A 23,694-nucleotide genomic window follows, 5' to 3' on the forward strand; every position below is an offset into this window, starting at 1 on the left:
GTGGGATGAAAGTGAATGGCTCACTGATTTCAAATGGGCGTTTTACTAATGGAAGTTGGCTAAGCCTCATTAGGATATCAGCGGTTTAATCGATTGAAAGAAAAAAGCCCGTGATACTGGATCACGGGCTTTTTCAGTAGTGTTGGATGTGTTGGTTGACGGCTTATGCGTCTTCGGAACCAACGAACGCGACGCGCAGCATGTTTGTGGAACCTGGGGTGCCGAATGGAACACCAGCAGAAACCAGAACGCGCTGACCTGGCTTTGCAAAACCTTCGTTGTTTGCAAGACAGCATGCGCGGTTGATGAGGTCTTCCTCAGTTGCTGCATCCTGGTTAGCCACACAGTGCAGGCCCCAACCGATGGTCAGGCGACGAACTGTAGACATTTCAGGAGAGAACGCGATGATTGGAGTTGCAGGACGCTCACGGGAAGCGCGCAGTGCAGTTCCACCAGATGCGGTGTAAGTCACGATCGCAGCCAGATCCAGAGTTTCAGCGACCTGGTGAGCTGCTGCAGTGATTGCGTCAGCGCCGGTTGCTTCTGGTTCTGTACGCTGAGCATGGATGATGGAACGGTAGTTCTCGTCCTGCTCAACTTCGGTCGCGATTTTGTCCATGGTCGCAACAGCTTCAAACGGGAAGTCACCAGCAGCAGATTCTGCGGAGAGCATCACTGCGTCTGCACCTTCAAACACTGCGTTTGCCACGTCAGAAACTTCTGCGCGGGTTGGCACTGGGGAGGTGATCATGCTTTCCAGCATCTGTGTTGCAACAACAACTGGCTTACCAGCTTTGCGGCATGCGCGGATCATGCGCTTCTGCAGGCCTGGAACTTTCTCGAGAGGCATTTCAACGCCAAGGTCACCACGAGCAACCATGATTGCGTCGGACAGCTCGATGATCTCGGAGAGACGGTCGATTGCTTGAGGCTTCTCGATTTTAGCCAGAACGCCAACGCGGCCCTGAGTGGTGTTGCGCACTTCGATGAGGTCTTCTGGGCGCTGTACGAAGGACAGTGCAATCCAGTCAACTTTGGCATCGAGAGCAGCCAGCAGGTCTGCGCGGTCTTTTTCGGTCAGAGCGCCAACTGGGATTTCTGTATCTGGAACAGAAACGCCTTTACGGTTGGAGATCTTGCCGCCCACTTCAACAGTGGTCACACAACGCTGCGGAGATGCTTCGGTCACGCGCAGGCAGATCTTGCCATCGTCTACGAGGAGACGGTGACCAACTTCGAGGCTGCCGAGAATTTCCGGGTGTGGGAGGTAAACGCGGGATGCGTCACCTGGGGTTTCGTTTGCGTCTACAACAAAGGTTGCGCCATTTTCGAGAACTGGCTTCGCATCATCTGCAAAAGTGCCAACACGCAGTTTAGGGCCCTGCAGGTCAGCGAGAATGCCGATTGGACGGCCTACTTCTGCTTCAACTTCGCGGATGCGACCAACCAGATTGTTGAGGACTTCGTGGGAGGAGTGGCTCATATTGATGCGGAAAACGTCCGCACCTGCCTGCCATAGCTTTTTGATTGCTTCTTTTTCGGAAGACGCCGGGCCGAGAGTTGCTAGAATTTTGACCCGTCTGTTACGCTTCATCGTCCACCTGTTCCTTGCTCTACCGGCTCCGTCAGCTGGACCGTCCAGCTGCTTTGCTCGCCTGTATCTATTTCAAAGAAACCTGTTCGCTCATAACCACGAGCGACACAGTCTTCTATACCGCGAATGGTGAACTTTTTTTGACGTACACACATATACGCCTTGCCATCCCATTCGCCATTTTGATCCGTTTGTACTGCGTACAAGTAATAGTAACGTGACGCCAAATCGCCGGACACCAACGTGTCACAGGCGTTTTTGTCGATGGTCCACCATCCTTCGGTGATCCAATCGGCGCCATCACGGTAGCCTATTGCGATGTTGACTGTGCTTTCGGTCTTATTACATGCGCGAAAGTCGGCTTTTGCAGAGGGGATCTGCTGAAAGCTCAGAACTCCAAAAGCAACACAGGCAAGAGCCAGTGAATTTTTCCGAAAACGGTTTGTTACAGCAGATGCGAAGTCGTTTCTGGATGTTCTCATAACAGTCATATGTACAGCTACAAACGGCAGTTTAATGCGTTCAGTTGATGCCCTTGTCAACGTGGTTCGGCCCATGGCCGATGCGTTTCAGAGCACGACTAAAGGGTAATACAGGTTGTTCTGAGTAAAGAACGTTGCCCCAGCTCACCATTGGCCACACAAAAACGGCAGGATGATGAATTGATGAAAACCCGACATGTCATGCTTTGGTTGCCCCGCCCTGACTCTGGATGAGTGTGGACGACCCCCGTCAACACTTGAAATATGATCCAAAAGTCGGATCTTACCTCTAGGAATCTAAGTATCTTTATTGGCCTGAGTTCTGCATGGAATCAAGAGGAAAGCCTGAAAAGCTTATCTCCTCCCACAGTTCCTCTTGCTTATTGCGAATATATTTAGAAAGAGAAGACAAAGAGATAAACGCCGTTTCGGACAAATGTCCGGTTTTTACAGTTGGATTTGAAGCATCCATTCGGCCGCATACATGAAAATCCTTAGTGCTGCGGCAAGTTATTTCTTTGTAATGCGACACTTTGTCAGGAAAAGTTTCGTAGCGTTGTTCCATTGAATGGAAATGGAAAAGTTGTCATCTTAAATTTTCAAATGAACACTTCCGCTTAGAGGTGAAGCGCTCTGATATATTTAGGGTGTGAATTTGTCGCGCAGATTTATCTTTGGACAATTGTGAGTATGTTTTGATCTATGCAGCAGTGCGTACGTAACGGCACCTATCTTTACGGTAGTTGGAAGCCATTGAATGGATTGGGACTATCGGATCGGGAGTGTGCGTTGCAACGCTGAGATGAATTTGGGGCCGAGTGTTGCCAGCTGATTGTGCACCAATTGAGGCGAGTGTTTTATATTCCCATTGAAACTGAGTTCTTCCCCCAGATCCTGTGAAGGTTGCTGAAAACACATCGTGAACGGTTGACCCGTCTGCTCAGTTCTGGCAGCAAGACAACAAGGTTAATGGTGTTTCGCACGAACGTAAGGTGGATTTCATATGTCAGATGCCGGTGGTGTAGCAGCAGATCAGCTGCGCGCATTTATTGAGCGTATTGAACGTCTTGAAGAAGAGAAAAAAGTTATCGCGGACGACATCAAGGATGTTTACGCGGAAGCTAAGGGCAACGGCTTTGACGTGAAGGTTATGCGCAAGATCGTTTCCTTGCGTAAGCGTAAGCCGCATGAGCGTGAAGAAGAAGAGGCGATCCTCGATCTTTACCTGCATGCGCTCGGCATGGCTGGTCCTGTTGAGGTTGACGCGTAAGCGCTCAGTCAGCAACAAGAGAATACTGAAAGAGGCTCCTTACTGCGGTGAGGGGCCTTTTTTGTTGGGAGTAGGGAACTGATGCTCTGGATGGAATGAGCTGAGACTGGCTGTCTTTGAGGCAGGTATAAAAAACAGTTGCCGCGAGTGGGTGCTCTCGCGTTGAAAGGGCTAGGTTCTCAAAAGGAGGCTGGAGGTGCTTACCGGGAAGAGACTTTGACTGAACCTGTGTAGATGGAGTCGAGCCATGCGATTGCTGAGCCGCGGTTGATGCTTTTGCGGATCGGGCGGTATGGCGTTTGGGTCAGAGCGTCTTTCAGGACAGACGTGACCGGTGACATCAGAACTGCCAGTTGGTTCTGGTCAGGATGTTCCATCGTGATGGTGCGGCGGTTTCTGGCGGTCCAGGTTGGGTCTAGCATCAGCACCGCGTCTGCTTTTGGTGCAGAGTGGAAGCCTGTCAGCGGTGCTTTATGGACTGCTTTGGAGATCACAGTCTGCTGCGCCGATTGTGGCTTTGGTGGCAAGAGGTTTGGCAAGCGCTGCTCAGCGAATGGTGCCTGAGCGGAGAGCGCGGACTTCTTGTTGAATTTGTTCTTAGCCTGATCGTTTCCAGATGCTGGGGAAGCGTACGCGAGCTGTGAGTTCACGAGCGGGCGAAGGCTATCCGGTGTTTTTTCGCCAGTTGCTGCGATAATTGCCGCGATGCCGTCTTTTGGTGTTTCCACTTTTTGCGGAATAATTGGCGCGCGCTGAGGTGTAGCAGGGGTGGCCGCCGGCAAAGCGGCGACCTGAATGATTTGCTGTGGCTTGATGCGAGGACGAGCGGAAGCGAACAGATTGAGGTTCTGCTCAGTCGCTTCAGGTGCTGCTTCGGTTTCAGCCTTTGGCTTGGCGTAGGGTGTGATTGACGCCAGCGCGAGTGGTGATGCAGCTCCCGGAACCGGGCTTGCTGCTGGCTGTGTTGCCAGCAGTGCCACTTTTGGCTGCGGAATAGCATTGAACTCGTTTTCTACACGGCGGCTTGGATCAGGCTCACGCTCGCGTGGTGCCTTGGTTGCCGGTGTAGGAGCTGGTTTGCTTGCTTCATTGCTGTCAGAGTTGCTGAACAGGCGAGAGAAGAAACCGCCACCACTATTGGATGATGTTGCTCTGGCGCTTGCTTTAGAAGAAGAGCTGGAGCGGCTTGCTACGCTTGTTGAGCGGCCTGAATCTCTGCGCTTCACTTCAGCAAGGGTCTGCTTGTAGCGTGCCAAAGGCTTGCCATCAGACGGCACGTGAATGGTATCGCCTTTCGGGAACACCTTGACCAGCTGAGAGCGTGTCATACGTGGCCAGTGACGCACGGAGCCCGTGTCCATGTGAACGAACGGTGTGTTTGAGCGTGGGTAGTACCCGACGCCGCCAACATGCTGACGCAAACCAAGGGCGCGCAGCTTTGCTGTGCTTACACCTGGAATGAAGAAGTCCATCGCGCGGCCTCTGGTGTGTTGGCTGTTTTTAGCCACACCGCTGGAGCGCTTGCGGAGCATATTGTTGGTTTTGGGAGAGCGGTATGCTGAGACCACATGGATGTACTTGCTTGTGCCGGCCTTCTGGTAAACTTCCCAGATGAGGTCAAACAGTTCAGGATCCATTTTGGTTGGCTCATTCTGACGCCAATCCCGCAGGAAGTTGTTGAGCTTGCGAAGGCCTTCTTTGTCATAGCGGCCATTGCGCTTGAAGGTGATTTCCGCTCGCTCTTTTGTGTGGGTGAAGTACAGCTTTAGCGTGCGTGTACTCGCACTAGCCGAAGCAATTGAGGTGAGGAAGAACGCACAAAGAACAGCTGCGACCAGCATTGAAATGCCAGGCAGACGTTTACCAAAGTCCGAGCGCCCGAATGCAATCATGTCACGCAATTGAATCTCGCTTTCGCGTTATCGGCTAAAACCTTACCCCAGAGCCCCACCTCTTTCGTTCTAGTGCGGACAAGGTTAATGAGCCTTTACTTTAGTTACAATTAACGCGAACTAGTGACTTACCGGCAACAATCCAAGTTTTTTGCCAAAAACCGCTATTTACATGCGACAAATGCGCGCGAATCCGCACGCATAAGTCGTCATATCACTGTGGATACATGTGGATTGTGACAATTTTAAAGATTCAGAGCGTCGATCACAGCCTGATTATGTCCGTAAATATCCGGACGTCTTTGCAGCTTTCCGGCCTCATCCACAAATGCAGTGAAGTAAGAGATGTGGACAGGGATATCTTTTTGCAGATTCACCTGTGTCTGCTTCTTACCTACGAGCGAGCGAATGTAGTTGCCGGTGATGGTGTCTTGTGTCGCCATCAGAGCATCTGAGAATTCGAATGGGTTCTGCACACGAACACAGCCATGAGAGAAGGCGCGTTCGGAGCGGTTGAACAGTGACTTGGATGGTGTGTCGTGCAGGTATACGTTGTGCTTGTTGGGGAACATGAACTTGATTTTGCCAAGTGCATTGCCACGGCCCGGACGCTGACGAATACGGATCTGCTTGAAGGTCACCGCATCCCAGTTCACACGGCGCGGATCAACGATCTTACCGCCATACACGATCTCGTAGTTGCCCTTTTGCAGGTAGCTTTGCGGGTTGCTTGCGCGGAGTTCCGGCAGAAGTTCTTTGGATGCGATGGAATATGGGACGTTCCAGTATGGGTTTACGACCACATGCTGCATTTTGTCTGAGAATACCGGTGTCTTGTTGGAGCGTTTGCCAACGACAACGCGTGTCTCATACAGAACGAAGCCTTCCATGTTCAGGCGAACCATGAACTCCGGAATGTTGACGCGCAGGTGGGTTTCACCCAGATCCCGCGGCATCCAACGCCAGCGTTCCATGTTGGCGATGACGTCCTTGATCGGGTCACCACTCACGCGGCCATTGAGGGCCAGCAGAGTGCGCGGGCCGACAGCGCCGTCCGGATGCAGACCGTTTGCAGCCTGGAATGCCTCAACAGCGTAGGCCAGATCCTGCGTGTAGACATTCATCTGAGATTCAACGGTTGGAACACTCAGGCGCTCACGCAGCAGCGCAACGCGGGAACTTTTGCTGCCCACTTTCAGGAGCTTACCAGCTGGAATAACGACCTGCTTTTCAAGATCGCCATTGTCGGTCTGCTCGCGAAGTTCAGCGAGTTGTTTTTTCAGGGCTTTGTATTCAGCATGCGGTGGGTTGAATGCTGCCAAAACCTGTGCCGGAGCTGCCGAGCGCGCGACGGAGGTCAGCGCTTCAATCGGGTCCGGGCGTTCTGGGCGAAGGGTGATGTCCTCGGAAATCGCGTAGGGGCTGACGCGGCCAGCCTGTGCGTCCTCAGCGTATTTGAGGATGGAATGGGTCAGTTCCAGTTCAGCTGCAGCGATCTGGTCAGGTGTTGCTTTGCCATCTGCGTTAAAGTCAGCTGCCGGAACCGGGTAGTCAGCGGTGTGCAGGCCTTCTTCATCAGCGGATTGCAGAGTTTCAATGGCGGACAGAGCGCCGGATGAGAGCTTGCCTTTGAGGATCCAGGCTGGCTGGAAGCTTCTGTTTTCGTAGAAGAGTTTTGCTGCAGCTGCCTCACGCTTTGCATGGAAGTTCTGACGGCGATGCTTTTTGCTGAATGCCTTTTGAATTTCCTGCGCAACCGGATTTGACAGAGCAAGGTTTACTTGCTCGAGCTGCGCGTCAAAATTGTCAGGAATTGCGGCTTGCGCAGAGTACACAGTTGATGAAAGCGCAAAAACTGCCCCTGCGAGCAATACTGATGTGCTCGTTCTACCAAACATTTATGACTACCCACCTGATAACTCTTTGATATTTCAAAGTAGAAGACGAATACCTTGAAATCTAAGAGTGTTGTTTTGCCCAAACTTATATTTATTACGCATATACACTAATGCGTTTTGAGATAGCACGTGTGCGTGATGTTTTAAATTCAAGGTTCAGTGATATGAACTTAAACCCACGGTTTTTTGCCACATATTGTGCTAGAAAATGCCTCAAAGTACGCTCAATCAAAATTGATAAGCGAACTTCGTTCTCCTGCCTTGCGCCACGCTTGTGACTTGCGCTTTAGTGCGCTGCTTTGTTTTCTGGAGTTTCTTCCAGACCGTATTCTTTCAGTTTGCGATAAAGCGTTGAACGCCCGATGCCCAAACGCTTAGCGACCTCGGTCATGCGGCCTCCATAATGGGATATGGCTGTCCGGATCATCTCTTCTTCGACGCCGGTCAGGGTGCGCACATGGCCTTCGCCATCGAGTGAACGCATATATCCAAAGGGAGGTTGCTCCGCATCGAAGGCTGATACTGCTTCGACATGAAGAAATTGTTCGTCCTGCTGTTCCTCCCATTTACTCGCTACACTTAGGGATGAAGAATAGACGTCAGCTTGCGGCTCTTTTTTTCCAACAGACGGCGCTGCCGCGTAACTCATTGGCGTATCAGTCGCTTGAGCTATTTGCGGGAAGTCATCGCATGTCAGGCTTGGACCATCGCACAGGACAACGGCGCGGAATACTGCGTTTTCAAGCTGGCGAATGTTGCCAGGCCAGTCATAACTCTTAAGCATATTGACCGTGTCAGAAGTGATGCCCGTAACTTGAGGCTTGCTTTCTTCTGCAGCAAAACGCGCGAGGAAATGGCGAGTGAGCTCGGGAATATCCTCACTACGATCTCGCAGGGGAGGGATCCAGATTGGGAAGACGTTGAGGCGATAATACAGGTCTTCGCGGAACTTACCTTCCTTCACCTGATCGATCAGGCGGCGGTTGGTTGCGGAGATCAGGCGGAAATCCACTTTGACAGGCTTGCGGGCGCCAACTGGGTCCACTTCGCCTTCCTGAAGAGCGCGAAGAAGTTTGACCTGTACTTCCAGAGGCAGTTCGCCGACTTCATCCAGAAACAGCGTGCCGCCGTTTGCTTCCTGAAATTTACCGATATGCCTGTCGACAGCGCCGGTGAAGGCCCCTTTTTCGTGACCGAAGAGGATGGACTCCACCAGATGATCGGGAATGGCACCGCAATTTACAGTGACAAATGGCTTGGACCTGCGTTCGCTTGAGCCCTGAATGGCGCGTGCGATCAGCTCTTTACCGACACCGGACTCGCCTTCAATCAGGATCGGAATATTGGAGGATGCTGCCCGTTCGCCCAGTCGAAGCACACGGTCCATTGGCTCTGACCGCGTGACAATGTTATCAAAGGTGAGCGTGCCTTCTGAATGCTTGCGGATGCGGGTGAGTTCGCCTTCCAGCGTAGCGACTTTCAGCAGGTTGGTGATGGAAACCTGAAGACGTTCTGGACGGCTTGGTTTGACGACAAAATCCTGAGCGCCTGCCCGCATAGCCTCAATGACGGTTTCAATGCTGCCATTGGCGGTTTGCACGATGACAGGGACGGCGTTTTTGGCTTCCCGGGTTTCTTTAAGAACCTGAAATCCATCAACTTCCGGCATCATCAGATCCAGAATGACCAGATCGATTTCGGATTGGGCACTCCCTGTCAGGATTTCCAGCGCTTCACGGCCATCAACACAGCTTTTGGAGCGGTATCCGAACCGCTTCACTGCCTCTTCCAGCAGGCGGCGTTGGACCGGATCGTCATCTACGATCAAAATGCGCTGTGCCATGGGAAATCCCTTCAAATCGATTGGGCAGTAATGCATAGTGTGCCAATTCAGGTCATCCTGCACTCAATTTGGTAAACAAATTGCCCACTTCATTTTGGGGATCTTGTGAAAACACGCCATTGCATGTGCACGGATTGGACGCATATTTAAACAGTGTGCTACGGAACTTGTTCTGCGCACCTCAGATTTCTTTTTTGGTTACATGCCAACCCACAATCGGACGCTCAAATGACACTTAAGCACGCCACTCCTTTCCCTATCGCTTATCAAAGTGCTGAGGCTGCAATGACAGCCGGAAGCCTTGGTGACTTACCGGAGTGGGATCTTTCTGTATTTTACAGCTCTATAGAAGATCCTGCGATTGATCAGGATATGGAGCGTGCGAAAGAACTGGCAGAGCAGTTCGAGGCGGATTGCAAAGGCAAACTTGCTGAGATCGCTGCTCGTTCCGGCGATGAGATGGCGAGATCGTTCGCCGTTATGAAGAGCTGGAAGACCTGATGGGTCGCATCGGTTCTTATGCTGGTCTCTCTTACGCCGGTGACACGACTGATCCGGCGCGCCAGAAGTTTTATGGCGATGTTCAGGAAAAGCTAACAACCGCCAGCCTTCACATGCTGTTCTTCTCTCTGGAGATGAACAAGATTGATGAAGCGGTTCTGGAAGAGGCTCTGAAGTCAGAGAAACTGGCTTACTATCGCCCTTGGCTGGAAGACCTTCGCAAAGAGCGTCCTCATGAACGCAGTGAGGAAATTGAGCAGCTCTTCCATGAAAAGCATGTGACAGGGGCTGCTGCGTGGAACCGTTTGTTTGATGAAACCATTTCTGGTTCCCGCTATGAGATTGATGGTGAAGAGCTCTCCATTGAGCAGACGCTGAACCTGCTGCAGGGTGCTGATGCTGAGCTGCGCAAGAAGGCAGCTGGTGCGCTTTCCAAAACCTTTGCCAAGAACCTGAGCATCTTTACGCTGATCACCAATACGCTGGCGAAAGACAAAGACACCTACGATCGCTGGCATAACTTTGAAGACATTGCTGACAGTCGTCACCTTTCCAACCGTGTTGAGCGGGAAGTGGTTGATGCGCTGGTGGATTCCGTTCGTGCTGCTTACCCACGCCTGTCTCACCGCTACTATGCGATGAAAGCCAAATGGCTTGGTGTTGAGAAGATGCACTTCTGGGATCGCAATGCGCCACTGCCGCAGGCAGATACCCGTGACATTCCATGGGACGAAGCAAAGACTACTGTTCTGGACGCCTATTCCAAGTTCTCACCTGAGCTTTCAAGCATTGCGGAAGAGTTCTTTGACAAGAACTGGATTGATGGTGCGGCTCGTCCGGGTAAGTCTCCGGGGGCGTTTTCTCATCCAACCGTTCCAAGTGCGCATCCGTTTGTGCTGATCAACTATCAGGGTAAAATCCGTGATGTGATGACGCTTGCGCATGAGCTTGGCCATGGTGTGCACCAAGTGCTGGCGGCTCCTAATGGTGCGTTGATGGCGCCAACACCGCTGACGCTGGCTGAGACTGCTTCTGTGTTTGGCGAGATGCTGACCTTCAAGGATCTGCTTGCAAAAGCAGAAACACCTGAAAAGCGTCAGATCATGCTGGCGGGCAAAGTGGAAGACATGCTGAACACGGTGGTTCGCCAGATTGCGTTCTACACGTTTGAGCGTCAGGTGCATGAGCTGCGCAAGGAAGGTGAGCTGACCTCTGAACAGATCTCGGCGATCTGGATGAGCGTTCAGGAAGAGAGCCTTGGTGAGGCGATTGACCTTGAGGGCGGCTATGAGAACTATTGGACTTACATCCCGCACTTCATCCATTCACCATTCTACGTTTACGCCTATGCTTTTGGCGACTGCCTCGTGAACTCGCTTTATGCGGTTTATGAAGAAGCTGAGGAAGGCTTCCAGCAGAAGTACTTCGATCTGCTGAAAGCAGGTGGCACCAAGCATCACAGCGAACTTCTCGCCCCATTCGGCTTCGACGCCACCGACCCAGCCTTCTGGCAAAAAGGCCTGGCCGTGATCGAGCGGTTCATTGATGAACTGGAAGAGATGGATAAGGCGTAAGCCAAACTGAATTAGGTTCAAAAAGGCGCTCTGTTGGGCGCCTTTTTTATTGCTTACTTCATGTCGTAAACCGACTTAATGCCTTCAATGATGATTTTAAGGCCAGTTTCAAAGTTGTGTTCGTGATCTATCATGAAGTTGTCTCCCAGTGCCCAAAGTGTATTGGGAAAGGGAGCGAGGACCTCTGGTAAGTTGGGCGGGGATGCGTTTTCTTTCATCAGAGCTTCGCGTTTTTTCAGATCCTGCTCTTCGTGCAACACCATATCTGTGGCGTGTGAGATAACCCCTGCGACGGACATGAAAGCTGCTTCTGGGTTGAAGCCTGCTTGCCGCATTACTCCCAGCGAATGCTCCACCACTTTCAGAGCTTCAGGTGTTTGGAGGCCTACATACCTGATGAACTCTACAGAGCCGGGCATAGACAGGGCCACGCGGCGATATTCTCGTGCCAGTTCATAGAGAAACGGCTCCCATTTCATTGTTATCGGGAGTGAGACTTTTTCAGAAATTGTATCAGTGCAAAGTTCTATGAGGCCTGTTTCGAGGGGATGTGCCGATAGAGTGCAGTAGCTGACACGCCAAGATGCTTTGCAATGGTGTGCATGGAAACATCATGAAGTCCGAGCTGCAAAGCGCAGGCGATAATTTTTTCCTGACTGATGTTTGCTGGACGTCCACGCTTTTGCGGGCCAGCCGGTTTTGTGCTTGCCATATTAAGTTAATGCCATTAACAATATCTATATTAGATAACATCATTAACTTAAGGTCGGGGTATCGCAAGAGGTTTCCGGCCAGACGCGGAAACACAATGACTGAATTGCATAATGACTGTGGAGATTACACCGTAAGCCGGTCTGTTGAGGGCGGGATTGAGCGGGTTCGGGTTCTCCCAAAAGAAAAGCGTCACCAAACGCCAATCCTGTTTCAGCACGGGATGTGGCATGGAGCATGGTGTTGGCTACCTTGGCAGGAAATTCTGGCTCAACATGGTTGGGAAAGCTGGGCGATCAGTCTGCCTGGACACGGAGGATCGCCAACTCAACGTCCAGTGCGCTTTTGCAGTTTGGATTATTATCTCGGTTTCCTGAAAGCAGAGATTGAGCAGTCAAAAGTAAAGCCGATTTATATTGGACACAGCATGGGCGGAGCCTTAGGGCAGCGCTATCTCAAGAAAGTTGCTGATGACCTTCCAGCGATGGTGCTTGTTGCATCGTGGACATCGCATAGCACCTGGTTTGATGGCATGGGGTTACATCTTAAACGTGATCCGCTGGGCTTGTTTTTGTCCGGGTTTACTTTTTCAACTCAGCCATTTGTGCGGAATGCTCAGGCTGCGGCCTCTATGTTGATTACGGAGGGCGGACTTTGCAGCGCTGAAGAGCTTTATGAAAAGCTCGGCCCTGAATCTGCGTTGGTGTTGAACCAGCATAACCCTCCGTTCTGGCAGCCAAAGCAGAACCCGCAGACGCCGATGCTTTGGGTCAGTGCGGAGAAAGATGCAGTGATCAGTTCGAAAGGGGCTCGAAAGTCTGCAGAGTTCTATCATGCAGACTTTATCGAGATCGAGGGAAATGGGCATAATCTGATGATGGAAAGCAATTATGCCTCTACCGTTTCTCACATTCACGATTGGCTTGAGCAAAAGCAGCTTTGATCGCAGGCTCTGTTGGAGAGGGTGTTAGCTCTCCAATAGTGCTTGCTACTGCTGAATATCTGCTCTGCCGCGGACGGACATCATGGTGCCAGAGAGGGTGGCGACTTTTTTCTCTACACCATCTTTAATGGCGTAGGCTGCCGCGTTGACGAAGGTGATGGTGCGGCCGGGTTTTTCTACTTTTGCCCGGAACACGAAGTGCTCGCCTGCGGCAGGATTCATCAGGTTGGTTTTCAGCTCGATTGTGAGTACGGCGGTGTCTTCCTCCATAAGGGAGAAGGCGGCGTATCCGGCGGCGCTGTCCAAGGCTGTGGTGACGATGCCAGCGTGAAGGAAACCGTGTTGCTGGGTGAAGTCCTTGTTGTATGGCATGGTCAGCTCGACGATGCCTGGTTCCACTTTGGTGATCTCGATGCCCAGTGAAGCCATAGCGGGTTGGCGGGCAAAGCTGTCTCTTACTTTTTTCTCATAGCCTGCAAAGCGCGGCGTGAATTCTGTCATGCTGTCTGCGAGCATTCTTAATGTCCTACGGGTTTAATCTATTACTATGCCTAGTCTTAATGCCGGGCTTTCCTGATGGTCTTGAAGAAAACGGACAGAGTTGCTTTCTGACCAGATTTCTCTGAACTGTGCAGGGGAGTGTCCGGTTTTCTCTCTGAAATCGCGGCTCATATGCGCCTGATCCGCGAAGGCATGTTCGTAGGCGATGTCGCTGAGCGGTGAGTTGCTCTGCGAAATGTCTGATAGCGTGCTCTGAAATCGGTTGAGTGCTGCAAATGGTTTGGGCGAGATGCCCATACGCGACTTGAACTGTCGGCGGTGTGTGCGTGCTGATTGCGCAGTTGTCGGTTGGTGTGAGGTTTCATTGCCCGGTGTGAGAGACATCAGGATTGTGCAGGTTTCAGTGAGAGCCTGACGGATGGCTTCCAGCTCTCCCGAGTGTTGCTCACAGTGTGTGTGGATCGAATTGATCTGATCAATTGCTGCCATGGGCGGCTGTTGGATCGGGAGAGGTGGCAGCTGTTTGAACTTCACCCCCCAAATCACACCGAAAATCTGGCGGGTCTTAGGAGATATTGTCGGCTTGGGCGGAACGTACCTGAGCTTTGGCGGACCTTCTGTTCGGTCGGTGGAGTACTCAAATCGCAGGGAGGCATAAGGAGAGGCGAAGTTTCCTTTGCTTTGTGCTGAGAGAGTGCCGTTATCGCGGAGGTAGAATGTGCTTTCAATGAAATGGGCTTGCCAATCTAGAGCCTCGAACTCCAGATAGCAGGCTTTGGTATCGGCAAATTCAACTGAAGGAACAGTCACTCACACACCTCATTGGATTTATGAGGGGAGTGTAGAGGGATTTGAGAGGCTTACTAAAGCTCAACGTTTGTCGTAGCTGGCTGGAGAGCTTTCTCTCCGGCTATCTATGCTGATCAATCAGAATTGGGTTTCCGTCAGGATCAACCACCGTGAAGCTTGCCGGTCCTGTGGTGGTTTCGTCAGCTTCCGTTCCATGGATTTCGATGCCATCTGCTTTCAGGCGTTTCTGAAGCTCTCTCACATCCATGAACTCATCCAGCGCCTGAGCTTCCTGATCCCAACCGGGATTGAAGGTGAGCATGTTCTTTTCAAACATACCCTGAAACAGCCCGATGACAGTCTCACCATTCTTCATGATCGCCCACCCGTTAGAGCCATCGCAACTTGGATCGCAGGTGAAACCGAGCTTCTTGTAGAACGCGATTGATGCGTTGATATCTTTAACTGTGAGACTGAGTGAGAACGCGCCCAGTTGCATGTGATATCCCCCTCCAAGAACCAGTATGAAATGTTCAGGTGAGATAGCATAGAGGAAGTTCTGCCGGGCTCAAACTGGGTAGATTTTGCGATGTCCTTGTTGTGTGTTTGATTGAGAAAAATTTGATCAAAAGCAGCAGGTTCTTTTTTCATGGAATGAAGAAATCTTCACCTGCACATAGCAACGCAAAATTCTCCAAAAAACGCGTTTTTCGGTCTTCCTGCTGCTTTCTGGCATTGTTCTAGGGAGCCTGTGCTGCTACATCCTGCGACAGAATTGTAACGCATACGAGGACTGGCATGATCCCGCGCTATTCGCGTCCTGACATGGTCGCTATTTGGTCTCCTGAAACAAAGTTCCGCATCTGGTTTGAGATTGAAGCTCATGCTTGTGATGCTTTGGCAGAGCTGGGTGTGATCCCAAAAGAATCTGCTGCAAAGATCTGGGAGAAGGGTGGTCCGGCTACCTTCGATATTGCGCGGATTGATGAGATCGAGCGTGAAACCAAGCACGACGTGATCGCGTTCCTGACGCATCTTGCTGAGATCGTTGGTCCGGATGCGCGTTTCGTGCACCAGGGCATGACTTCCTCTGACGTTCTGGACACTTGCTTCAACGTTCAGCTGGTTCGCGCGGCGGATATTCTTCTTGCCGACATGGATAAGCTGCTGGCAGCTCTGAAGCGCCGTGCGTATGAGCACAAAGACACCGTAACTATCGGTCGCTCCCACGGTATTCATGCTGAGCCTGTGACCTTCGGTCTGAAGATGGCGCAGGCTTATGCTGAGTTTGATCGCTGTAAAAAGCGTTTGGAACTGGCGCGTGAAGAGATTGCGACCTGCGCGATTTCTGGTGCTGTTGGTACATTCGCGAACATCGACCCTCGCGTTGAAGAGCACGTTGCTGAGAAGCTCGGTCTGGGTGCAGAGCCTGTTTCTACTCAGGTCATCCCGCGCGACCGTCATGCCATGTTCTTCGCGGTTCTGGGCGTGATTGCGTCTTCCATCGAGCGTCTGGCGACTGAGGTTCGTCACCTGCAGCGTACCGAAGTTCTGGAAGCTGAGGAGTTCTTCTCCAAAGGCCAGAAGGGTTCTTCTGCGATGCCGCACAAGCGTAACCCAGTGCTGACCGAGAACCTCACCGGTCTGGCCCGTATGGTTCGCTCCTACGCAATGCCTGCCATGGAAAACGTTGCTCTGTGGCACGAGCGTGACATCTCTCACTCTTCCGTTGAGCGTATGATTGGTCCGGATGCGACTGTAACTCTGGATTTTGCGCTGGCTCGTCTGACCAACGTGATGGAAAATCTGGTGGTTTACCCAGAGCGCATGATGGGTAACATGGACCGTCTTGGTGGTCTGGTACATTCTCAGCGTATTCTGCTTGCTCTGACACAGGCTGGCGCTTCCCGCGAGGACAGCTACCGTCTGGTACAGCGCAATGCGATGAAGGTTTGGGACAGCTATCAGGTTTCCGGTAGCGCAGATGTGGACTTCCTGACTGAGCTGCTGAACGATGAAGATGTTCGCAAGCACCTGTCTGAAGAGCAGATCCGCGAGCGCTTTGACCTTGGCTACCACACCAAGAACGTTGACGTGATCTTTAAGCGGGTGTTTGGCGAAGCTAAGTTGCCCCGTTGATAGCAGTGGAGGGGAAGATGAAGCTTTATGGTCTGCGGATTTTCGTGAATGATATCGGAAAGGCCAAGGAGTTTTATGCTGAGACGCTGGGTCTTCCTCTCAGCTGGGATATGCCTGAGCTTGGCGCGTTTGGTGCCAAGCTCGACAACGCTGAGCTCATTATTGAGCAGGCGCATAACGAAGAAGACCGCGAGTATATTGGTCGCTTCCTTGGTGCTTCTTTGCAGGTGGACGATATTGTCGACACCTATGAACGCCTTTTAGAAAAGGGCGTTGCCTTTTCCAGCCCACCTGAAAAGCAGGAATGGGGTGGAGTTCTTGCACATTTTCATGATCCGTTTGGCAATGTTTTGACATTGCTGGGCGAACCTCGCTGACAACTTGGTCTGTTTAAGGTTTTAATCACGCCAGTGCTGGCAAAGCTTGCTGCCTGATGCAGTGGCTTGGCCAACTGTTTTGCCAATGTTGTTGTGCGTATTCTTTTTTCGCAAATGAGTTGCTCGTCAGGAATACGCTTTTGGAGTTTTTGCTATGAGATTTGCGGTTATCTCCGACATTCACGGTAACCTGCCTGCTCTGGAAGCTGTTCATCGTGACATCAAACGGAAGTCGCCGGATCTGGTGTTCAATCTGGGCGATTGTGTCTCCGGGCCGTTATGGCCGGAAGAGACCGCTCAGTATCTCATTGCTGAAAACTGGCTCACGGTGCGCGGCAATCATGACCGGCATCTGGTGGACCATGCCCAGTCCAATATGGGGCCAAGCGATGCGCATGCCTATTCGCTGCTTTCTGATGAATCAAAGGCATGGCTGAAGCAATTGCCGACGCAAATGGAGCACGTGGAGAATGTGTTTTTGTGTCATGGCACCCCATCAGCGGATAATGTTTATCTGACTGAGGAACTCAGTGATGACCGTACTAAGCTTGCGTCTCCTGAGTACGTGCTGGAGCATATTGGCAATGTGACGTCACCGCTGATCGTGTGTGGGCACACTCATATTCCGCGGGTGATCTGGCTGGAGACAACGGGGCAAATCGTTATGAATGCAGGTAGCGTGGGGCTTCCTGCGTATGATGATGACAAGCCACATTCGCACGTGATGGAAGTTGGAAGCCCGCATGCGCGGTATATGATTGTGACCCGTGTTGGCACGCGATGGTCCTTTGAAGAGCGCATGGTGAACTATGATTGGGACCATGCGAGCAGAAAAGCTGCGCGTAATCAGCGTGGAGATTGGGCTGGAGCTTTGAAAACCGGCTATTTTCGTCCTATTAAGCTGCCAGACTTTTTAGCACGACCACGTATTGAGGAACCCTATGAAGATTTCTGAGGCGGACATTCTGATTGTCCCCGGCCTGCATGGCTCCGACGCAAATCACTGGCAAAGCCGCTGGCAGGCTAAATTCTCCACTGGTCGGCGCATTGAGCAGAAAGACTGGAGTAAGCCTGATCTTGAGGAGTGGGTGAACAATGTTGTGAAGGCGGTTGAGGAAGCGACACGGCCGGTGGTGCTTGTTGCGCACTCCGCTGGTGTTGCAACCGTTGTTCATGCAGCCCCTCGCATCAAGAATTGGGTGAAAGGCGCTTATTTGGTTGCACCGGCAGATGTTGATGACAGCTCCTGCGTGCCAACTGAACTACACGGCTTTGCTCCGTTCCCAACGTCCCCGCTGCCATTCCATGCCAAGGTTGTTGCCAGCCGCAATGATCCTTACTGCACCTATGAGCGAGCGGAGCAGCTTGCGAAGCTGTGGAACGCGCGTTTGCAGGATGCGGGTGAGAGTGGTCACATTAACTCTGAAAGCGGACAGGGGCCGTGGCCAGAAGGCATCATCTCCTTTGCGCACTTCATGAAAGAGCTCGGGTAATCCGTCTAGGTTGCTGAATGCCCTCCATCCGGTGCATGGTTTGCATGGGGAGGGCGTTTGATGTCGCGATTTGCTCATACACCTTATGATGGCTCCAAGAAACCGTTTACCGTTGGGCTTGAACCACTTGATTTGAAAGAGTGGATTGAGCCCGATGAGTTTTTGATTGCGCATTTAGATGAAAAAGAGCGGCTCATAGCTGACCCAAGCGCGTTTGTGTTTGCTGCTGAGGCAAATACGGAAACAGCTCAACGTGAGGTGGCTGAGTTGATCTCATCGCACTTGCTGGTTCAATTTCCAGAGCTTTATGCGTGTGATGCTGATGGGGCTCTGGCTTTGCAGGGAACTGATAAGAGTATTGAGTTTTCTGCTGGTGTTGAAGCTCCGCTTCTGTCGATCTCCCGATTGGTGCAGGAAGATCTGGTGCTGATGCGCAAAGGAGAGGACGGGTATCGGCTTGTGGCGGCGAGCCTGTGCTTTCCCTCCAGCTGGTCTTTGGCAGAGAAGTTCGGTGGTTCAATGACTGCCATCCATGAGGGTGTGCCGGACTTCAATGGCCACCGTATGGGGCAGATGGTTCAGCGGATCTTTGAGCGACTGGAAGCTGACAAGCCCGTCTGGCGGCTGAACTGGTCGCTCTATACAGACGGCGACCTACACCATCCTGTTTCCCGTTTGCACCGTGAGGCTTTTTCTCTGCCAGAACAGGCTCTTGAGCAGCTTTATGTGCGTGTTGAAAAGCAAACACTGCGACGGTTGCCAGAGAGCGGGGACATCCTCTTCACAATCCGCGTGCATCACGATCCCATCAAAAATTTGCTGGAACATCCTGATGGAGATCAGTTGGCGCAGGGTCTAAAAGCGCAAGTTCTTGGGCTGAATGAGGATCAACTGGCTTACAAAGGCATCAAAGCGCATGCTCACGTTATCGGGCAAGCGCTTGATGCTGTTGTGAAAGAAACGGCTTAGGCGGGTTCGGCTTCTGGCAGGTAATGGCTTGGGGTATGGCCTGTTAGTTTTTAAAGGCTTTGCTGAAATGGGCGTGGTCGAAGTAGCCGAGAGAATGTGCCAGGTCGGTCAGGCTCAGGTTCTGGCCCTGATTAATCGCGTCAACCGCAGCAGCATACGGTATCGTTCAACCACCCACTTAGGGTTTACGCCAACGTGGCTTTGGAACAGGCGCTGGATTGTTCTTGGTTGGATGCCAGAGATCCTAGATAGGTCTGTCAGATTGTTGATTTCATCTGATTGAGCAATAAGCTCGACAAGTGCGCGGGCATCTCTTGCTTTAGACGTGAGTAGCTGTTGGAGCTTGAGCAAGTGCTCATCCATCTGTTGGGCAAAGGCCTTCGGGAGATTGGTTTCCCTCAGATCTGAGATGAGTTGTTGCTCTGGAACTTTGAGGAACGGCTCAATGCTCTCGTGGGTGTTGAGGAGCTGTGAAGGATTGTAGCGGAAGAAGTCTGCGAAGGCTCCGGGGCGAAACTTTACGCCAAAGACGCGACCGGTCTGCTGCAGCGTATAATTAAAGACACCTGTGTTGATGCCAAAAACACCTGTCGTTTGGGTGGTGTCTATGACGATGTGTTGGGACGGGTGCGGAAGGTTGGCTTGCTCGTAAGGTGGCTTATCTCGCAGATCCCATGTGATCAGCCAGTAAAACTCGATTGCTTCCTGTAACGGCGCGGCGGGTTCGAGCCACTCCAGATTGAAATGTTGGAGGCTGCACTGCTGGTTCAGTAGGCCGCTGATCTGGTTTGAAGTGTCATCCTGATTTGGCATGAGCATAAAAGATAGCAGCTGTCGCGCTTTTACAAGCCCTTCGATTGAGAGCGCATTAGATCTTCGGTTCGTTCAATCGAGGAGTTGAAGATGGCAAAACTCAAGTGCACCTACAAAGTTGAAGAATGGAAAGAAGAAGTTTCTGAGACACTTTCCAGTACGAGTAAGATTGCAGCTGTTCGTGCTTTTGGTCCCGTTGGAGGGGATATTGTTGGGCAGGTCAACACGTTTTATCAGTTGGCGTATGTGAATGAAAAGCTGGGCAATTATAACGGCTATACGCAGGTGTCCGGTCGGTGTGGGCCGCGTGAAGGCACGTTTCTCGTTGAGGAGACTGGTATTTTTGATGCTGAGGGTGTTCAGTCGGAAATGACTGTGGTGCCGGGTTCCGGGACGGGGGATTTTGAAGGCGTATCCGGGGCCGGCAAGTTTGTGACGTCTCATGGCAATGCAGTTGAGAGTGAGTTTGAGCTGGAGTTTGCCGAGAGGGTTGAGCAAGCCTGAACAAAGATGTGATTAGGTAAATCTCAAAAGTGCCCTTGGGTTCTCTGCGTTTTCTGCTAGGTTTTGCAGTGCACTATATATTGCATAAAGAGTGTGAGACGCAGGAACCCCATATGCCTTCATCTCGTGATCGCGAAGCAAACCGAATGACTGCCCGCATTGGTCGCTATGCCAAGGTTGGCGGCAATATGAGCGGCATTGCAGCCAAGCTTGCTGCTGGCAGGTTGTTCGGCTGGGATCAAGACCCCGCAAAGAATGCAGCTGCTATTGCCGAATCTCTCGGAGAACTTAAAGGGCCGCTGATGAAAGTGGCGCAGCTGCTTTCGACAATCCCTGATGCGGTGCCGCCAGAGTATGCAGCAGAGCTGGCTAGTTTGCAGGCGAATGCTCCGCCGATGGGCTGGGCATTCGTTAAACGACGTATGCGCGCTGAGCTTGGGCCGGGGTGGCAAGGCAAGTTCGATAAGTTTGAGAAGGAACCAGCAGCTGCGGCTTCTCTTGGTCAGGTGCACCGCGCCTTTAATCAGGACGGATCGATGCTGGCGTGCAAGCTGCAATATCCAGATATGGATAGTGCGGTAGAGGCCGATTTGAACCAGTTTGATATGCTGCTGGCGTTGCACCGGCGGTTTCGGCCAGCGATCGAGACATCCGAGATTGCGAAGGAAGTCGGCGCCCGTCTGCGCGAAGAGCTGGATTATCGACGTGAAGCACGACACTCGAAGCTTTATGCCAATGTGTTTGCGAAAGATGCAGAGATCCAGATTCCTGAGGTGGTTGAAGATCTTTCAACGCGACGTTTGCTTTCCATGAGCTGGTTAGAGGGGCGTCCACTGCTTGCGTACAGGCAGGAGAAGCTGGAGGCCCGAAATAAGATCGCGCAGGTCATGTTCAAAGCCTGGTGGCATCCCTTTGCACATTACGGTGTGATCCATGGAGATCCTCATCTTGGCAACTACACGATCTTTGAGGATGGCAAAGAGCCTGCGGGTGTGAACCTGCTGGATTATGGATGTGTGCGGATCTTTCCGCCTGACTTTGTTCAGGGGGTTGTTGATCTGTACCACGGGCTGCTTGAGGATGATCAGGCTCGGGTGGTTTCAGCCGTATGAGACCTGGGGTTTTGAAGGGCTGACGAAGGAGCTCATCGAGACGCTGAACATCTGGGCAAACTTCATTTTTGGTCCATTGCTCAGTGACAGGACGCGTTCCATTGCGGATGGCGTGTCTCCGGCGACCTATGGCCGGAAAGAAGCGTTCCGGGTGCATCAGTCTTTGAAAGAGTTGGGACCGGTAAAGATCCCTCGCTACTTCGTTTTCATGGACCGTGCAGCCATTGGGCTTGGGTCTGTGTTCCTGCATTTGCGTGCAGAGTTGAACTTTCACCAGTTGTTCAACGAGCAGATTGATGGGTTTGAACGAGATGTGCTGACTGCCCATCAAAAGCAACAACTGGACTTATGTGGTTTGACTGCTGCTGATTGAAGCTCATACTTTGCCAGCTGGAATTATCCCCGACACCTCGGTTATTTCCTGAGCGGTTCTTAACGGAAGTTGCGTCACATGACATTGTGATGTTAAAGAATCGTATCAGGAAAACTACTTGTTTCGAGGGGGAATCATGGCTGACGGGAGCGCGTCTGTTATGGATTATGAGGAACACGAGAAGACCTACAAGAACTTCATCAACTTCTCAAAGGTTGGCGTTCTTGCGGTTCTTACGTTCGTATTGGTTATTGCAATGGTTGGATTTGGTGGTACTGCCGGGACGGTATGGGCAAGTATCATCACAGTCGCCAATGTGATTGCAGCAGGTGTTGGTATGGCATCTGGCGACAGAGCCACGTTGTGCCAGGAATCGTCTTCCTGATTGCATGTGCGGTGACGGTTGCATTGACAATCTAGGGAAACCCTCAGGTTTCAAACGGTTTTGAGGATCGCAGGAGCTGTGTGCTTCTGCGATTTTTCGTTTCAACCCCGAGATTCAGCGGAGGCGCTGCCCTTTTCTGATCATTATTGAAGGATAGGGCCTTAGTAATAGTTGTTCTGAGTTCGGGTATCTTATGTCTACTGCGCAAACTGTTCGCGTACTCCTGCGCTGTTCTTTATTGCTTGCCATCTTCATTGTGGTCGCGATTGCTTCATCACCGTCTCACTCTGCCTCTTCAGATTTGGGTTTCTCTCAGATCCTGAAGGAAGAGGGTGTTGCCGTGCGTGGCAGCAATTATGAGATATTGCCGCCCGTCCTTCGGAATGGGACGCTGCTTCAATACAGCCTTCGGGTTCAGGGTAAGACCTACAAGGTGCGCGGTACTGCGACGCTGAAAAAGCGGATTAATGAGCTTCAAGCTCTGCGCGGTATTGAGCAGATGGATACGGTTTCGCAGGCGGGCGAGGGCGTCGTAAGTGCTGTTGCCAAGCCACTGACTTTCTTAGGAAGCCTTGTCACCGATCCGAAAGAAACACTCAGTTCCACTGCTGATGGGGTTGGGTTGCTGCTGAACGGGACAGTCAATACGATTACCGGTAACTCTGGTGCGACTGCGCCTTCTAAAGGCGGAGCCAAGAAGACTTCTGCAGTTGAAAGTGTTGCGGCCGCTGTTGTTGGACGCGATAAAGCGCGCCGCTATATTGCCGTGGCTGCGAATGTTGACCCGTATACGACCTTTCCTCCGCTATCAGATGAGCTTGATAAAGCCGCCTGGGCTTATGCTACTTCTAACCGCCTGACTAATCTGGCGACTGTGTTTATTCCGGGTGGTGCGGGCACTGCTGTGAGTGGCGTGCTGGCAACGACGAACTTTAGTGAAGCGTTGAAGGCGAGCCCGACGGTTGCGGATGAGAAGATGCGGGAGATGCTGGGTGAGATGGCTGTTCCGCAGCGGACCACACAGTCCTTCCTGAGTGCAACATCCATGACTCGCGGCGAAAAGATTGTGTTTGTTGCAAGCCTGAATGCGTTGAAAGGTGTTCGTGGCAAAGCTGCGTTAATTGATCAGGCGAGCCGTCGAGGCTTGTCTCAGGAAGCCGGTTATTATTATCTGATTGGCCTGATGATGATTGCTGACTACCACATTGATACGGAGCGCCTTGCTTCTGTGGAGTTGGTTGAGGGCGTTGCAATCGGGACTACGCGTACAGGACGAAAAGTTGCGTTTGTAGCAGGTGATCGAATTGGATGGAGTGTTGATCAGTCTACCACCACGCTCAACATTGCCAGCCGTGTAAATCAGAGTAGCTCTGGAACTGGCGCAAGTGAGCTTCGCATGTTTGGACTGGTTCATCCGACGTTGAAGACAGAACTTGGGGCGTTGAACTGGGTTATCCGCGAAAAAGCGCCAGTCGCGACCTTCAAGGAAATCGACATAACCAGCTGATTGAAAAAGTGTTTGGGGTGAGCT

General features: G+C 51.8%; 22 protein-coding genes and 2 pseudogenes. 12 read left to right on the forward strand and 12 right to left on the reverse strand.

The window, feature by feature from the left end:
* Positions 1 to 163 precede the first annotated feature (163 nt).
* From pyk to JCM12308_RS28270, 3 genes are all read right to left on the reverse strand, one after another.
* The gene (pyk, locus tag JCM12308_RS09435) at positions 164 to 1,594 is read right to left on the reverse strand and encodes a pyruvate kinase (protein WP_008551633.1); all 1,431 of its coding nucleotides are present in this window, start codon (positions 1,592 to 1,594) and stop codon (positions 164 to 166) included.
* Entirely contained in the window at positions 1,591 to 2,085 is a 495-nt protein-coding gene (locus tag JCM12308_RS09440; protein WP_037037809.1) for a DUF1036 domain-containing protein, read from the reverse strand. Before JCM12308_RS09440 ends, pyk begins: the two co-directional genes overlap by 4 nt.
* A gap of 298 nt (positions 2,086 to 2,383) precedes the next feature.
* Positions 2,384 to 2,641, reverse strand: a complete 258-nt coding sequence (locus JCM12308_RS28270) for a hypothetical protein (RefSeq protein WP_164845283.1) — start codon at positions 2,639 to 2,641, stop codon at positions 2,384 to 2,386.
* A gap of 438 nt (positions 2,642 to 3,079) precedes the next feature.
* Between JCM12308_RS28270 and JCM12308_RS09445 the strand changes: the two genes are divergently transcribed.
* Positions 3,080 to 3,346 (forward strand): DUF2312 domain-containing protein, encoded by a 267-nt coding sequence (locus JCM12308_RS09445; RefSeq protein WP_008551513.1) that lies wholly within the window; start codon positions 3,080 to 3,082, stop codon positions 3,344 to 3,346.
* A gap of 200 nt (positions 3,347 to 3,546) precedes the next feature.
* Here JCM12308_RS09445 and mepK read toward each other — a convergent pair whose 3' ends face one another.
* From mepK to JCM12308_RS09460, 3 genes are all read right to left on the reverse strand, one after another.
* Positions 3,547 to 5,238 carry a peptidoglycan L,D-endopeptidase MepK gene (mepK, locus tag JCM12308_RS09450; protein WP_054783625.1) on the reverse strand — a complete coding sequence of 564 codons (1,692 nt, stop codon included), beginning with the start codon at positions 5,236 to 5,238 and terminating at the stop codon, positions 3,547 to 3,549.
* Positions 5,239 to 5,483: 245 nt separating this feature from the next.
* Complete coding sequence (locus JCM12308_RS09455) at positions 5,484 to 7,136, reverse strand: L,D-transpeptidase family protein (protein WP_054783548.1); 1,653 nt, start codon at positions 7,134 to 7,136, stop codon at positions 5,484 to 5,486.
* Between the two features lie 286 nt (positions 7,137 to 7,422).
* Positions 7,423 to 8,979 (reverse strand): sigma-54-dependent transcriptional regulator, encoded by a 1,557-nt coding sequence (locus JCM12308_RS09460; protein WP_008551667.1) that lies wholly within the window; start codon positions 8,977 to 8,979, stop codon positions 7,423 to 7,425.
* A 228-nt stretch (positions 8,980 to 9,207) separates the two neighbouring features.
* On the opposite strand from JCM12308_RS09460, the pseudogene JCM12308_RS09465 reads away from it, so the two are divergent.
* Positions 9,208 to 11,054: pseudogene (locus JCM12308_RS09465) on the forward strand (M3 family oligoendopeptidase).
* 53 nt (positions 11,055 to 11,107) lie between these two features.
* On the opposite strand, the gene JCM12308_RS09470 reads toward JCM12308_RS09465, so the two are convergent.
* Together JCM12308_RS09470 and JCM12308_RS32995 are read right to left on the reverse strand one after the other, a co-directional pair.
* Entirely contained in the window at positions 11,108 to 11,533 is a 426-nt protein-coding gene (locus tag JCM12308_RS09470) for a TetR/AcrR family transcriptional regulator C-terminal domain-containing protein (RefSeq protein WP_054783549.1), read from the reverse strand.
* A 47-nt stretch (positions 11,534 to 11,580) separates the two neighbouring features.
* Positions 11,581 to 11,658 (reverse strand): TetR family transcriptional regulator, encoded by a 78-nt coding sequence (locus tag JCM12308_RS32995; protein WP_373282349.1) that lies wholly within the window; start codon positions 11,656 to 11,658, stop codon positions 11,581 to 11,583.
* 9 nt (positions 11,659 to 11,667) lie between these two features.
* Between JCM12308_RS32995 and JCM12308_RS27755 the strand changes: the two genes are divergently transcribed.
* Positions 11,668 to 12,708: an alpha/beta hydrolase gene (locus tag JCM12308_RS27755; protein WP_164845285.1), complete on the forward strand. Its 1,041-nt coding sequence runs from the start codon at positions 11,668 to 11,670 to the stop codon at positions 12,706 to 12,708.
* A gap of 45 nt (positions 12,709 to 12,753) precedes the next feature.
* Here the strand turns inward: JCM12308_RS27755 and JCM12308_RS09480 are convergent, their stop codons facing one another.
* The 3 genes from JCM12308_RS09480 to JCM12308_RS09490 form a co-directional block, all read right to left on the reverse strand.
* On the reverse strand, positions 12,754 to 13,224 hold the full coding sequence (locus tag JCM12308_RS09480) for a PaaI family thioesterase (RefSeq protein WP_128647363.1): 471 nt from the start codon (positions 13,222 to 13,224) through the stop codon (positions 12,754 to 12,756).
* A gap of 18 nt (positions 13,225 to 13,242) precedes the next feature.
* On the reverse strand, positions 13,243 to 14,019 hold the full coding sequence (locus tag JCM12308_RS09485; RefSeq protein WP_054783552.1) for a helix-turn-helix domain-containing protein: 777 nt from the start codon (positions 14,017 to 14,019) through the stop codon (positions 13,243 to 13,245).
* A 100-nt stretch (positions 14,020 to 14,119) separates the two neighbouring features.
* Positions 14,120 to 14,497: a VOC family protein gene (locus JCM12308_RS09490; RefSeq protein ID WP_054783553.1), complete on the reverse strand. Its 378-nt coding sequence runs from the start codon at positions 14,495 to 14,497 to the stop codon at positions 14,120 to 14,122.
* Positions 14,498 to 14,796: 299 nt separating this feature from the next.
* On the opposite strand from JCM12308_RS09490, the gene purB reads away from it, so the two are divergent.
* The 5 genes from purB to JCM12308_RS09515 all read left to right on the forward strand — a co-directional run bounded on the left by purB (position 14,797) and on the right by JCM12308_RS09515 (position 18,976).
* Entirely contained in the window at positions 14,797 to 16,137 is a 1,341-nt protein-coding gene (gene purB / locus JCM12308_RS09495) for an adenylosuccinate lyase (RefSeq protein WP_054783554.1), read from the forward strand.
* 17 nt (positions 16,138 to 16,154) lie between these two features.
* On the forward strand, positions 16,155 to 16,514 hold the full coding sequence (locus tag JCM12308_RS09500) for a VOC family protein (protein ID WP_054783555.1): 360 nt from the start codon (positions 16,155 to 16,157) through the stop codon (positions 16,512 to 16,514).
* A gap of 154 nt (positions 16,515 to 16,668) precedes the next feature.
* On the forward strand, positions 16,669 to 17,469 hold the full coding sequence (locus tag JCM12308_RS09505; RefSeq protein ID WP_054783556.1) for a metallophosphoesterase family protein: 801 nt from the start codon (positions 16,669 to 16,671) through the stop codon (positions 17,467 to 17,469).
* Positions 17,456 to 18,007 (forward strand): RBBP9/YdeN family alpha/beta hydrolase, encoded by a 552-nt coding sequence (locus JCM12308_RS09510; RefSeq protein ID WP_054783557.1) that lies wholly within the window; start codon positions 17,456 to 17,458, stop codon positions 18,005 to 18,007. Before JCM12308_RS09505 ends, JCM12308_RS09510 begins: the two co-directional genes overlap by 14 nt.
* A 60-nt stretch (positions 18,008 to 18,067) precedes the next feature.
* Positions 18,068 to 18,976 (forward strand): heme-dependent oxidative N-demethylase family protein, encoded by a 909-nt coding sequence (locus JCM12308_RS09515; RefSeq protein ID WP_054783558.1) that lies wholly within the window; start codon positions 18,068 to 18,070, stop codon positions 18,974 to 18,976.
* A gap of 114 nt (positions 18,977 to 19,090) precedes the next feature.
* Here the strand turns inward: JCM12308_RS09515 and JCM12308_RS09520 are convergent, their stop codons facing one another.
* Positions 19,091 to 19,789 (reverse strand): DUF6597 domain-containing transcriptional factor, encoded by a 699-nt coding sequence (locus JCM12308_RS09520; protein WP_208978417.1) that lies wholly within the window; start codon positions 19,787 to 19,789, stop codon positions 19,091 to 19,093.
* A gap of 90 nt (positions 19,790 to 19,879) precedes the next feature.
* On the opposite strand from JCM12308_RS09520, the gene JCM12308_RS09525 reads away from it, so the two are divergent.
* From JCM12308_RS09525 to JCM12308_RS09540, 4 genes and pseudogenes are all read left to right on the forward strand, one after another.
* Positions 19,880 to 20,293 carry a DUF3224 domain-containing protein gene (locus JCM12308_RS09525; RefSeq protein WP_054783626.1) on the forward strand — a complete coding sequence of 138 codons (414 nt, stop codon included), beginning with the start codon at positions 19,880 to 19,882 and terminating at the stop codon, positions 20,291 to 20,293.
* A 113-nt stretch (positions 20,294 to 20,406) separates the two neighbouring features.
* A pseudogene (locus JCM12308_RS09530) lies at positions 20,407 to 21,778 on the forward strand (ABC1 kinase family protein).
* Positions 21,779 to 21,914: 136 nt separating this feature from the next.
* The gene (locus JCM12308_RS09535; protein ID WP_208978418.1) at positions 21,915 to 22,163 is read left to right on the forward strand and encodes an aa3-type cytochrome c oxidase subunit IV; all 249 of its coding nucleotides are present in this window, start codon (positions 21,915 to 21,917) and stop codon (positions 22,161 to 22,163) included.
* 193 nt (positions 22,164 to 22,356) lie between these two features.
* Positions 22,357 to 23,670, forward strand: coding sequence for a hypothetical protein (locus JCM12308_RS09540; protein WP_054783559.1), 1,314 nt, complete (start codon positions 22,357 to 22,359; stop codon positions 23,668 to 23,670).
* Positions 23,671 to 23,694: the final 24 nt, after the last annotated feature.

The sequence above is a fragment of the Pseudovibrio denitrificans JCM 12308 genome (genome assembly GCF_001310815.1).
GTDB lineage: Bacteria > Pseudomonadota > Alphaproteobacteria > Rhizobiales > Stappiaceae > Pseudovibrio > Pseudovibrio denitrificans.